Genomic DNA, 13,186 nt, shown 5'->3' with positions numbered 1-13,186 from the left:
GAAGTTTGGAATCTGAAAATTGAATATTGATTTATTTGTAATTTGAGATTTGAAGTTTGAAGTTTGAAGTTTGGAATTTAATTGTTATTTGTTTTTTGATTATTGAAATTTAAAAAAATATGCGCCTTTTTAATTACTATCCGAGCAACCCGAAAAAGCTGGATCCGAAAATGGAAAAACGGATATTTATTCATTCGCTCATCCTTCCGGCGCTTTTGGTGTTTGTATTCTGGATGGTAAAAATCACCGAGCTGGTTACGGGGATCAGTTTGGTGGAATGGGGTGTTTTTCCGCGGGAATGGAGAGGTTTACCCGGAATCCTGTTTTCGCCGTTCATTCACTCCGGCTTCAGCCACCTGATATCCAATTCAGTCCCATTTTTCATCCTGTTTTTCGCGCTCATTTACTTTTACAGGCGCATTTCTTACCGAATTTTTATTATCCTTTATTTATTGTCGGGCTTGACAGTTTGGCTGGCCGGCCGCCCGGCATGGCATATTGGCGCCAGCGGCGTGGTGTATGCGCTGGCAGCATTTCATTTTGTGAGCGGAATTATCCGGAACGACGTCAGGTTGCTCACCCTTTCGGTAGTTGTTGTATTTTTGTATGGCGGTATGGTTTGGGGACTTCTTCCCATTGACCCCAAAATGTCGTGGGAAGGGCATTTGTGGGGAGCCGTTTCTGGAGTTGTCCTGGCTTTATACTACCGGAAATACATTATCCGACGCGATAAATTCGAATGGGAAGAAGAAGAAGAAGAGGAGGAAGAACCGGAAGAAGAAAGCGAAGAATTGCAACCACAGTCTGATGAAAAGAAAAATAGCAACACGCAGGTTAATTCCGGCTTTCCGAACAACTATTTTTCTGAAAACACCAACCACACCGGAGAGTATTAAAATTTTAAAATGACATTTTATGAAAACACAAAATCATCGCCTTATAATTTTCAGTGGCCCGTCATGCGTGGGCAAAAGCCCGCTGGCCAAAGCGCTTGCAAGATTTTACTCCGAATTGCATCAGAACATGAAACCACTTGTTTTATACAACAGCCGCGCTGCAAGGCCGGGAGAAGTTGACGGTACGGATTACCATTTCAGAACGCGCGAAGAAATTGAATCATTAAAATCCAACAACCAGTTTGTTGTGATGGAAGTGAGGGGCGACCTGCAGGCACTTGACCTCGGGGAACTTTCAAAAACACTGAGCGAAAACGATGTGCTTTTTGAAGGAAATCCGTTTGTTGGACGGGTGCTGCAAACGCACGAAGCACTAAAAGAGATTGAACGTCTGAGTGTTTTCATGTCGCCGCTTTCTGCTGATGAAATAAGTTTTCTCCAATCCACAAAACCATCGGTTTCAATTCCTGATTTCGTTACCGATGTTATGCGACGAAAACTACTGCGCCGTACCAAGAAGCAAAAAGGTGAACTCGCGCTGCCTGACCTGGAGAACATTGAAAAACGGGCTTCGAGCGCTTTCAGGGAATTGCAGGATGCTCATCATTCTCAGCACATAATTCCCAACCACAATGGTGAAGATAGTGAAAACTGGGATGCCTTTTACTACCCCGTTGGCGATGCCCGTAAGTCACTGCTCGCCTTTGTGGCACTATTAAAAGGTCAGGATTCTCCGTATGCAGAAAAATGGGAGGAAAATTTTATTAAATAATCCACAAAAATTAAAACGAGAGCCATTCCCAGGCACCGGGAGTGGCTCCTTTTTTTGGCAGTTTAAAATCTATGGAAATTTGTTCAATGAGTCAATTTCCAAACTCTATTGTTCCTAAAATTCATTTAAATTTTCAAGCAGTTCCAACAACACTTCCTCTCTCATTTTATAGCAACACATTCCTCTTAGCATCAGAAGAAATTCGTTGCCGCAAACCATTTTGTAAAATTAAATTTGTGTGTTTGAGAATACAAGACATTGCCGTTACATATTTGAGTGCCTTCGCTGTAAATTGCGATGCAATTAGTCGTTAAAATCCCAAAAACCTTCGCCTTTCATTGTTGCAATGCCGGTATCAAAATCGAGTATCCCGGTAATAGATACTTCTGCGGTTCCACTTTCAAATTTTCCAGTTCCCTCATAAATATTAACAGTACCTGTAATCGCTCCGTCAGTAACACTCGCACTCAAAGTACCGGTGTAGAGAAAGTAGTCGCCGTTCATAACGGTATGTTTGCCTTCAATGTTCTCAATAATTAGTGAGTTTTCGTAATCAAAATCACAACCGGTTACTTTCCAGGTGCTTTTTTCAGTGTCCAGTTTTCCGCCGTGCGCTTCAATCCCAGACATATTACCACCAGCTAAAACTACCACTTCAAACTCTTCGGGTGTGCATAAAACAGTCCCCTGCGAGAAATCAGGCACGGTGGTTGTCCAGCATTTTGCGGGGATGGGTACTTTTGCTTTTTTGAGTTCCGGATCATTCTCCGGGTTCAATAAATCCTGGTTGGTTTCAAATTCTGAACAACCGGAAATCAGAACGCCAATAAAAACAAAAAGAAAAAAATAATTTAGCTTTTTCATGACAAGTAATTTTAAAGTTAAAACTGAAATTTAATCAGTTACAATGTCATAATTAAATATCGGAAGGCGATTAAATCTTTTATCAAAAGGTTATGGTCTCTTGTCAATCCTTAAAACTATTTTTCAAATGTTATAATTCTCTGCCGAGGAATTTATATGTTCAGTAAAAGCTGCTGTTTTCTATGAATAAATCATTCTCTTCCATCCATTTTTTTACACGTTCATGTTCAGATAGATATTTCTTTTCCATTTGTACAAGCAGTTCGTTGAATCGTTTTTCATTTACAATTTTTTCAAATAAAGGGTCGTCTTTTGCGAGGTTAACCCACCATAGCGGAAACGTTTTATTCTTAATGAATTCATCGAGCAACTCATACGCTTCTGCTTTTTTCCCCTGAAATGCATAAACAGCAGCCAAATCGTAATACGCCCTGCTGTTCTGGGCAAAATCGCGCTGTTTTTCAATGGCTTCCAGGCAGTAATTTTCTTCAAGTGCAAAATATTCGTTTGCTTTTGCCGGCTGCCCGGTTTTGGCGTATGCCAGCCCAATGCGGTGCGCTTCTCCCAAATCGAGGATATTCAGCGAATCTTTCTTTTGCATCCATTTTTGGTAATAGTACAATGATTTGCTGTAGTTTTTTAAAAGATTATTATTCCCTCCCAGACGACGCAACAAAAACACATTCCCGGAATCGCACGCGAGAGCCAGGTCCAGGTATTTTTCAGCCATCAGATAATCGCCGAAATACTGTTCGAGCGTACCAACCGACAAGTAATAACTTAATGAATCGCCTGTGCTGGTCAAATCAAATGCATTATTAAAATGCGCTTTGGCCTCCTCTTTAAAACCTGCACAGGCAAAGGCAAAACCAAGCTGACTGTATAGTTCAGCCAAACCAGGCCCCTGATTTAGCGATATGGCTTTTTGTCCATTTTCAATCGCTTTTACAAAATCGGGTTGCCGCCAGGTATAAATCCGGGACAAAACCGAATAAGCTTCCCAAAAATTTGGATTGATTTCCAGTACGTTCTGAATATCTGTCAGCGCTTTTCGGTCGTCATTCATTTCGTAGTAATATTTCCCGCGAATCAAATACGCTTCTTCCGATTGTTTATCGCAATCCAATGCACGCTGAGCAAGGTAGAATGCGGAATCCAGAAAATTCGCCTCAAAGTAAGTTGTATTGTAATTTTTTTCCCAGTAAACGGTTGCCAGTGCGGCATAGGAGGGCGCATGTGCTGAATCGATAGCGAGCGCTTTTTCAAAAAAAATTGACGCCTCGTTCAACGCTTCCTTGCGGGTGTTATCCATCTGATATAAAAAAAACTGATTTCTTCCCTGCCGGAAAAAATCCTGTGCTTCCACATTGGTTCCATTTATTTTTTCGAGAAGCTGTTTTTCTGTTGGTGACAGCCGGACATGCAGTTCACCCGCTACCAACTGCGCCGCTTCATTTTGAAAAACAGAAACATTGGCCAGATTATCCTGAAATTTTTTCTGCCAAATCAGTTCTTCATTTTCTGCCCGATAAAGTTTTAAAAAAAGAATAAGCCCTTCCTCCGTTTTCTGAAATGTAGATTCCAGCATTGCTGAAACTTTTAGCTCCTTCCCGATATCTTTTATTGATTTGGAAGTTTGCCGGTATTTTTCCACTGAGGTACGCGAAATCACACGCAAATCCTCCAGCTTCATTAATTTGTCGAGTAGCTCTTCCATGCAACCTTCTGCCTGGTATTGATAAGTCGGAGGGCCAATATATTTTACGGGGAGAACAGCTATGGATTTCTCTGACGGAACTTCATTTGTCAGGCCTGAAATCCTTCCGTTCAGAAAAAAATATGCGAGCGCAAAAACAACAATCAAGCCACCTGCAAGCGAGAGGACTTTAAAAAATTTCCCTTTTGCTGATTGTGCTTCAACTGTTTTATTTTTTCCACCTTTTTTAAACTCACCGGGCGAAATGCCAAAATATTCATGAAAACATTTATTGAAATAGGTTGGACTGCCAAATCCCACTTTGTATGCAATTTCAGCAACCGATAAATTTTCATTCTGAAGAATTTCCTTTGCTTTTTCCAGGCGCCGTTCGCGAATAAATATGCTGATGTTCTTTTTTAAGTTTTCTTTCAATCTCCGGTGCAGCGACGAATAGCTCATTCCCATTTCTGCAGCAAGCTCTTCGGGGCCGAAGTGCTCGTTGTGGAGGTTGGTATCAATAATTTTCGTTAACCTATGGATAAAACCATTCTCCACCGGATTGCCTTTAAAAAAATAGTTGTTTTTGCTTTCGTTAAAATTACATCTTTTTGGCTTAAATTCAATAATTTAGATAATTAAAAGCGTAATTATTTTTTCCTGATAAGCTTGTAATTCCGGTATTCGAACAACCGCACTCCTAATGTTTTTTCAATAAAATGCAGCAGCCGGTATTTGGGTTTCATTCTGACTTTGCTCAAATCCACATCCACCTGCCAGTTAAGGCGCTGGATGCGCTCTTTCATCACAGCCGGATGAGTACCTTTAAATTTTGCCAGCATATCGTATTTTCCACTGTAATTGAACTCCTCTTCGCCGGCCTTTTTGCGTGCTTCGGATTCCGAAATGCCATCGTAAAATTTACGCACTTCGTCAATTTTTTCCTGCATAAAACGCGGATGGCGCACCCAGCCGTAGTGGTAAATTTCAGCATCAGCAGGAACAACGTTCAACTTTCGCCCGTTTTTACGAAAACCCTGCGCGTCGCGGTAGGAACGAATGGATTTGTCGTTGCGGATAACCCGAATTTCGTTGCGGTACCATTTTCGTGAAACGGCCACATAATCGAATGTTCCGTAAAAATGTCTGTACCGGAACAGCAGCCCTTCCACTTCTTTTCGGTTTAGATTATCGTGCATGGCCTTTTGAATGGCAGGCAGGTATTTTTCATGCACTACCTCATCGCCCTGAATGTAAAAGCACCAGTCGTATTCCGGAGGAATCGGATCAAATGCTTTATCGGTTTCGGCGGCGTAAACTGCCCCACCCTTTTGCAGGCTTTTATCCCACACCGTATCCACAATTGTAATTTTTCCCGGCGCAATTTTTTCAATGATTTCACGTGTGTTGTCGTCCGATTTTCCAACCGCCACTACAAAATGGTCGCAAACCGGCAAAACCGAAGTGATGGCTTCAACTATTGGAAAATCAAATTTTTCGGCGTTTCGAATGAATGTAAAACCGCAGACTTTCATCTCATTATTATTGTTAATTTTCAATGGTATTCGATGGAACTCGCTTTATAATGATCCATCTGTGTGGCAAAATTTTGTCCATGCTCGTTTCATGAATTAAATTTTCGTTTTTTGTTCCAAAAAGCCAGCGCAAATTCTATGGCCGAAATCAGCAACAACAAATCGCCCATCAGTTCCAGGCCTTCTTCGGTAGCTGCTTTTGCCATCCGGTAATTATTTTCGTCATAAAGTTCGAGCCATAATTTGGAGCGCCCCATTAACCTGCTAAAAACATACGTTATGAGAATTCCTGCAAAAAACCAGGCCGAAGCGGGCTGCGAAAAAAACTCACGGGTGGCACTTTTTAGCTTTTTAAAGTCGCGCCACACCAGCCAGAGTCCTGTCAGCAATACCATCAACGCCGGCCAGAACCACCAATCTATTAGAAAATTCAACTCGCGAATAAATCCAATCAGTAAAAACAGCCCCACCAGGTTGGAAACAGGCTGAACAGTCTGGTGTCGTTTTCCCAGCATGAGGTAAAAGAATGCGAGTGCAAGCAGTATCAATTCCTGTAAAAGCTCTGTACGGCTGATTTCACCAAACAAAGCATCTTCCAAAGGAGAAATGGCATCGAACCGGATGGCTTCTGCAATTCCAAAAACCAATAGAGAATAAATTACTACCCGGAGGGCAATTTTGGCTGGCGTGTAACTCTGCATAATCAAAATTTGAATGGGCTAAATTACATTTTTAATTAAAACTTCGCTTCAATCTCAGTTTGAAAACAAATGATATAAAAAAGATGGCACCGCTCAAAACGATGCCATCCTTTTAAATTTCACTTCAATTTCCTGATAAATCCTGAAGACGGGCAATTATTCTTATAACCCGTCTATTCTGCCGGTTTCAAAACCACACTCACATAATTATCAAAATCAAAATAAGTGTTAAAAGCTTTCCTGACCGATTCAACCGTCATATTGTTTACAATATTTTCGTACGAACCAAATTCTGAAAAATCGCCGTCTTTCATGTAGTATGTATTGCTGAGAATGTTCAGCCAAAAATTGTTTTCACGAAGCGCCAGTTCGCGTTCGCGCAGCATTTTCTCTTTTGCTTTTGCCAGTTCCTCCTCGCTGGGCCCGTTTTCAGCAAAGTGCTGAATCTCATCGAACACAGCCTGTTTAAGTTCTTCAACTTTCTCCGGATCGGTTCCGTAATAAATGGCAATGGTATATTCCTCATCCGGATATTTTGAAGAGGAAGGACGCGCTCCGATAGAATAAACGCTGCTGCGCTCTTCGCGGATTTCTTCCAGCAAGCGGGTGGATAAAATTCGACCTAGTGCATCGAGTTCCATTGCTTTTTCAGTTGAATAGTCGAAATCGCCATGGAACACAATGTACTGACGGCTTCTTTCTTCCTGTCCTTTTTTCACAGCTTTTTCAACCACACCAGAAGGCGGGTCAATACCCAGATTGCGCCACTCTTCTCTATCGTCAAAATAAGGCAACCCGCCAATATACTGCTCCACCAGTGGTTTCAATGTTTGCGGATCGACATTCCCTACAAAAAAGAAGGTAAAATCAGCTGCATTGCGAAAGCGTTCTTTTGCAATATTTTTAATCCGTTCAAAATCGGCTTCATCAAGCAGTTCCACCGACATGGGCCTCGAGCGTTCGTGATAATTGGCCAGTACGGTTGTAAGCGTATCCTGAAACGCTGCTTCGGGCGATGCCGATCTGTTCTCCAGCGTTCCTCTCATCCGGCTAATGTACGCCTGAAAACTGGTTTCATCAAAGCGCGGACGCGTAAAATAGAGGTAAACCATTTGAAGCATGGTTTCGAGATCTTCTACTGAAGAATTGCCGTCGAAACCTTCACGAAGCGTTGAAACATAAGGCGATAAGCTAAAAACTTTATCGGACAGCATTTTATCGAGTGTTATTTTATCGAATTGCCCGATTCCGCTCATGGCCATAATGGCATCGGCCAAACCAGCTGAAACATCGTCTTCAAGGTCATACAAAGAAGTTCCTCCCGGGCTCCATGCCGAAAACAGGATTTCATCGTCTTTAAAATCGGTGGTTTTCACAACTACTTTCGCCCCGTTGCGTAATGTCCATTCAACAGCGTCAACTTTCTCGATTTGTTTTTCATTTACCACCGAACTTCCATTGGGTTTATCTTCCAGAAGCGGTGTATCCGAAACGGTGTCTTCATAAGGTTCCAACTCCGCATTTTCCACCTCTTCGAGCAAGGCCAAAATATCTTCTTCATCCGGAATTTCAGTTCCTTCAATTTCAGGGGCAGTAACTACCACCACCCTGTTTTCTTCTGTTATCCATTTGTCTGCCAGTTCGTTTACTTCTTCCAGTGTTATTTCGGGCAGAAATGTTTTAAAATATTCATATTCATTTTCAATTCCGGGAATGGGTTCTTCAGTCATCAAAAAGTTACGTTGGTATTCCTGGGCATAGTTTATCGATTTTCGCGTTTCGCGCTCGTTGTAAGCTTTTTCAATCTGGTTTAAAAGTGCACTTTTTTGCCTTTCGAGTTCCGACTCGGTAAAACCGAATTGCTTCACACGTTCATTTTCGAGCAGCACGGCTTTTAAGCCTTCTTCAATTTGGCCGTTGTTACAAACGGCAGCCGACTGGTAAACACTTTTGGGCCCAAACAATTCGGTAAATGTGGATTGCCCAACGATAAAAGGCGGTTCAGCTTCCTGTGTTTTTTCCGATAACCGGGTATTTATCATTGTATTGTACAGGCTGTGCAAAATTGACTTCCGGTAATCGCCAACTGTTTTGGCTTTTTCAAGCGGGTGTTTATGAAAAACATAAGCCACCGGATATTGTGCTTCTTTATCGGTGGTGATGGAAACAAGTGTTTCTTCGTGGTCGGGAATGTCAAAAATTTCTTTCGCACGCGGGTTTTCAGGTGCAGGGATTTGAGAAAATTTTTCTTTTACCTGTTCCACCATTTCTTCCTGATTGAAATCGCCCACAACAATAACAGCTTGTAAATCTGTGCGGTACCAGTCGTCGCGGAAACGACGCAATTTTTCTGGCGGTGCATTTTCAATTATATCCACATCGCCGATTGGCAACCGCTCGGCATATTTTGAATCGTGCAGGAAAACCGGCAACCATTCCTGTTGCATCCTGAAGCTGGCATTACGGCCGCCACGCTCTTCTTCCAGAATAACGCCGCGTTCATTATTAATTTCTTCATCTGAATCGGTAATCTGGCTGGCCCAGTCGTACAAAACCTGCAGCCCTTTTTCCATATAAAGTGTAGAATCGAGCGGAACTTTCAGCATATAAACGGTTTCGTCGAAACTGGTATAGGCGTTAATTTCAGGTCCAAATTCCATCCCAATGGACTCGAAGTAATTGATCAACTCATGTTTCGGAAAATTTTTAGTGCCGTTAAACGCCATGTGTTCTGCAAAGTGCGCCAACCCTTTCTGGTCGTCATCTTCGTCAACCGAGCCGGCTTTCACAATCAGCATCAGTTCGGCACGGTTTTGCGGGTTATCGTTTGCCCGCACATAATAAGTCATTCCATTCTCCAACACTCCCTTCGAAACTTTCGGGTCGAGCGGAATAGGGTCGTTTAAATCAATATTTTGCTGCGCACTTAACAACAGTGTGCTAAAAAGGAATAAAACAATCAGTAAGTTTTTCATGGTATTAACATTTATTTTTACAGAAATGTGTATCTGAAATATCATTTACATTACAACAATTTATTTAAACAGAGGTTGAACAGCATGTGCAAATGCATCTTTTTCGTTTGAAGGAATTATTATAAACCTGTTTTTTATGTTGGCTGGTGCGTTTTCGGTAAGGAAGGAATGTGCAGTAAAGTTGAGCAAATCCAAATCGTTGTAATCATTTCCAATGCCACATGTTTGTTCGGGTTGAATTCCCAGAATATTACAAATGTGGTTCACCCCGTGCCCTTTTGAAACATCTTTATGAAAAACTTCCAGCCAAATGTACCCCTCGGTAACCGGCGAAGAGGAACGAATCACCCTGATTTCGCTGCATTGTGCTTCAACTTCCTGTTTTAATGCTTCAAAGTTGTTCTCATCTTCGGGAATAATTAAAAGGAACTGGCACAACCCTTCATCCAGTTCGCCGTTTTGCTGAAATGCTTTTGCCTGTGCATTGTGAAACGAAAGGTATTTATTAAACTCGGGGCATTCCTCTTTTCCGCGGCGGAACCATAAATTGTGGTTTTGTGGTGCCGTGGCAAAAGCGTAAAAATTATATTCTTTTTGAATGAAATGCCTGACCAGCCGTTTAGTTGATGCAGGTGTAATGTTAAGGTTAAAAAGGTGTTTTTTATCGCTCCATTGATAAACTCCAGCACCCGATGAAAAAACGATATAATCGAAGGGGACATCGGGGGCAATCACTTCTTCCACTTTTTTCAGGTTGCGGCCGGTGGCTGCCACTCGGATTACGCCCTGTTCACCAAGTTTATGCAACGCTTCCAGGTTGCCGGCGCTGATACTCCGGTCATTTTTTAAAAATGTACCGTCGAGGTCGGTAGCCACCAGTTTTATATTTTTCTTATCCATAGCAGCAAAATTAGGTAAATTCCAAAATAACAGACGAATTTAGTAACGAGAAATATGAATCAAAAATTTATCTGCAAGCTGAATTTTAAGATTTGTTTTAACTGCCGATAAAATACACAGAAACCGGCATTGTTTCTGAAAAAGTACTATTTTTGCGCCACAAAATAAGAAGTTCATTAAAGCATGATTAGCAGAAGGATTATCCGTACCAAAGTATTACAGGTTTTGTACGCTTACTATTCCTCACCGGGAAAAACGCTCTCCAACACCGAAAAGGAGCTTTTTTTCTGTATTGGAAAAACTTATGATTTATACCATTATTTGCTGGCACTGGTAATTGACATTGCCGATTATGCCGAGGAACGAATCGAAATCAGACGGAACAAACACCAACCCACCGAAGAAGATCTCCATCCGAACACCAAGTTTATAAGCAACGAAGTAATTGGGCAACTTCGCCAAAACCGCCAGTTAAAAGCCTACCTCAACCAGGAAAGCCTGAGTTGGGCAAATAACCCGGAACTAATTAAAGATTTGTATTTATTCCTGATTGAATCGGATTTTTACAAAGATTACATGGCCGATAAAAACCGCTCTTTTTTTGACGACCGGAAGTTCGTCGATAAAATTTTCAATAAAATAATTCTGATTACCGAAGATTTGTACGATGCGCTTGAGGAAAAGAGCATTTACTGGAACGACGATGTTGAATTTGTAGTTTCCATGATATCGAAAACCCTGAAGAAATTCAATCCGGGTTCAGATTCTGACCAGCCGCTGTTACAGCTTTTTAAAGACCAGGACGACCGCGACTTTGCCAAAAATTTATTACGCAAAGCTGTTATTAACCACGACGAACTCAGAGCGTTTATTAAAGAGCACTCGCGCAACTGGGATTTAGACCGTATTGCCTTTATGGACATTCTCATAATGCAACTAGCGTTAACAGAATTTATATATTTCCCATCGATACCCACCAAAGTTTCGTTAAACGAATACATCGAACTTTCGAAATATTACAGCACCGACAAAAGCCGGAATTTCATAAACGGAATATTAGATAAAACACTGAAAGACCTGAAAAAAAGCGGAAAAATTAAAAAAGCTGGTCGCGGCCTTATTGGAGAGTAGCAATGAAATACCCTGCTTTTTTTAATCAATTACCGTTGAGGCAAATACTGAAAAACCAAAACAATTGGCTATTTTTGCCAATGTGAACAATAAAATGAATTTTGAAAATTAAAAATCTGATAAAATGATGAATGTTATTCTAATGATGCAGCCTGAAGGCCAGGATGCTAACCCGCTAATGAGTTTTTTACCCTTATTACTGATAGTAGTTGTTTTTTACTTTTTCATGATCCGCCCGCAAATGAAGCGGCAAAAAGAAGTAAAAAAATTCAGGGAAAGCCTGGCTAAAAACGACAAAGTAGTTACCACCGGCGGAATCTACGGAAAGGTTGTTGAAGTAAAAGAAACCACTGTTGTACTTGAAATTGCCAAAGATGTGCAAATTAAAGTGGACAAAAACGGTATTGTTAAAGATTTAAGCGATGCTCAACCGCAGCGCTAAAAAGTAATTTTGAAAGCATAAAAAAAGGTTGGCAATTAAATTGCCAACCTTTTTTTATGCTTTTATTGTTAAACATTTAATCAGATGCTTACTTTCCCTCTCTCCCCCATTGGGGAGATGTCTGCCGACTGGCGGACAAAGGGATATTACACATTAAACCTAAAGTGCATAATATCACCATCTTTCACCACGTATTCCTTTCCTTCCACGGCAATTTTACCGGCATCGCGGCAGGCATGCTCTGAACCTAAACGCACATAATCATCGTAGTTGATTACCTCGGCACGAATAAACCCTTTTTCAAAATCAGAGTGAATAATTCCGGCTGCCTGTGGGGCTTTGGTTCCCTCGGTAAAAGTCCATGCACGGCTTTCATCCGGGCCGGTAGTGAAAAAAGTATGCAGGTTCAGTAACTTGTAAGCTGAATGAATGAGCTTGTTTACACCGGGTTCTTCCAACCCCAGTTCTTCCAGAAAGAGCTGTTTTTCTTCGTATTCTTCCAGCTCGGCAATATCCGATTCGGTAGCCGCAGCAATAACCAAAAGTTCAGCATTTTCATCTTTAATGGCTTCCTTAACTGCTTCAACATGTTGGTTCCCTGTTTTTGCCGAGGCTTCATCCACGTTGCAGGCATACAAAACCGGCTTGTTGGTGAGCAGAAAAAACTCTTTGGCAATTTTTTTCTCCTCGCTGGTTAATTCCACGGTACGTGCCGACTGGCCCTGCTCCAAAACAGCGATGTACCGCTTAGCCAGCTCCACCATCTTTTTGGTTTTCGGATCGTTGGTATGTTTGGCCTGCTTTTCAAATTTTTCCAGCCGGCTTTCGAGCGTTTCCAAATCTTTCAGCTGAAGTTCAGTGTCGATAACCTCTTTGTCGCGTACCGGGTTTATCGATCCATCAACATGGGTAATATTATCATTCTCGAAACACCGAAGCACGTGTATAATGGCATCCGTTTCGCGGATATTTGCCAGAAACTGGTTCCCCAAACCTTCGCCTTTGCTTGCACCTTTTACCAAGCCGGCAATATCCAGTATTTCAACTGTTGTGGGCACCACCTTTTTGGGCTTGTCAATTTCAGACAGTTTTATCAGTCGCTCATCGGGTACGGTAATGACACCCATGTTGGGTTCAATTGTACAAAAAGGGAAATTGGCCGACTGTGCTTTTGCACTCGACAAACAGTTAAACAAAGTGGATTTTCCCACATTGGGCAATCCTACAATTCCACATTTCAAAGCCATTTTTTTCTTTTAAAATTTGCGGTGCAA

General features: G+C 41.6%; 11 protein-coding genes. 4 read left to right on the top strand and 7 right to left on the bottom strand.

The window, feature by feature from the left end; all coding sequences use genetic code 11:
* Positions 1-119 precede the first annotated feature (119 nt).
* Positions 120-896, top strand: coding sequence for a rhomboid family intramembrane serine protease (locus BUC07_RS15450; RefSeq protein ID WP_083578291.1), 777 nt, complete (start codon positions 120-122; stop codon positions 894-896).
* A gap of 19 nt (positions 897-915) precedes the next feature.
* Positions 916-1,668, top strand: coding sequence for a guanylate kinase (locus BUC07_RS15445; protein WP_073171488.1), 753 nt, complete (start codon positions 916-918; stop codon positions 1,666-1,668).
* Positions 1,669-1,971: 303 nt separating this feature from the next.
* Here BUC07_RS15445 and BUC07_RS15440 read toward each other — a convergent pair whose 3' ends face one another.
* From BUC07_RS15440 to BUC07_RS15415, 6 genes are all read right to left on the bottom strand, one after another.
* On the bottom strand, positions 1,972-2,532 hold the full coding sequence (locus BUC07_RS15440) for a hypothetical protein (RefSeq protein ID WP_073171485.1): 561 nt from the start codon (positions 2,530-2,532) through the stop codon (positions 1,972-1,974).
* A 160-nt stretch (positions 2,533-2,692) separates the two neighbouring features.
* Positions 2,693-4,786 (bottom strand): helix-turn-helix domain-containing protein, encoded by a 2,094-nt coding sequence (locus BUC07_RS15435; protein WP_073171482.1) that lies wholly within the window; start codon positions 4,784-4,786, stop codon positions 2,693-2,695.
* 92 nt (positions 4,787-4,878) lie between these two features.
* The gene (locus BUC07_RS15430) at positions 4,879-5,763 is read right to left on the bottom strand and encodes a glycosyltransferase family protein (protein ID WP_073171478.1); all 885 of its coding nucleotides are present in this window, start codon (positions 5,761-5,763) and stop codon (positions 4,879-4,881) included.
* 89 nt (positions 5,764-5,852) lie between these two features.
* Positions 5,853-6,464, bottom strand: a complete 612-nt coding sequence (locus BUC07_RS15425; RefSeq protein WP_073171475.1) for a hypothetical protein — start codon at positions 6,462-6,464, stop codon at positions 5,853-5,855.
* A gap of 173 nt (positions 6,465-6,637) precedes the next feature.
* Entirely contained in the window at positions 6,638-9,439 is a 2,802-nt protein-coding gene (locus tag BUC07_RS15420; RefSeq protein WP_073171472.1) for a M16 family metallopeptidase, read from the bottom strand.
* Positions 9,440-9,499: 60 nt separating this feature from the next.
* Positions 9,500-10,339: an HAD-IIB family hydrolase gene (locus tag BUC07_RS15415; protein WP_073171470.1), complete on the bottom strand. Its 840-nt coding sequence runs from the start codon at positions 10,337-10,339 to the stop codon at positions 9,500-9,502.
* A 183-nt stretch (positions 10,340-10,522) separates the two neighbouring features.
* Between BUC07_RS15415 and nusB the strand changes: the two genes are divergently transcribed.
* The gene (gene nusB / locus BUC07_RS15410) at positions 10,523-11,470 is read left to right on the top strand and encodes a transcription antitermination factor NusB (RefSeq protein ID WP_073171465.1); all 948 of its coding nucleotides are present in this window, start codon (positions 10,523-10,525) and stop codon (positions 11,468-11,470) included.
* Positions 11,471-11,594: 124 nt separating this feature from the next.
* Entirely contained in the window at positions 11,595-11,912 is a 318-nt protein-coding gene (yajC, locus tag BUC07_RS15405; RefSeq protein ID WP_139279612.1) for a preprotein translocase subunit YajC, read from the top strand.
* Positions 11,913-12,058: 146 nt separating this feature from the next.
* Here the strand turns inward: yajC and ychF are convergent, their stop codons facing one another.
* A complete protein-coding gene (ychF, locus tag BUC07_RS15400; RefSeq protein ID WP_073171462.1) occupies positions 12,059-13,159 on the bottom strand; it encodes a redox-regulated ATPase YchF in 1,101 nt (366 codons plus the stop codon).
* Positions 13,160-13,186: the final 27 nt, after the last annotated feature.

This window comes from Tangfeifania diversioriginum, assembly GCF_900141875.1.
In the GTDB taxonomy this organism is placed as follows: Bacteria; Bacteroidota; Bacteroidia; order Bacteroidales; family Prolixibacteraceae; genus Tangfeifania; species Tangfeifania diversioriginum.
Note: the sequence above shows the minus strand (reverse complement) of the source record. Positions and strands in the feature narration are given on the sequence as shown.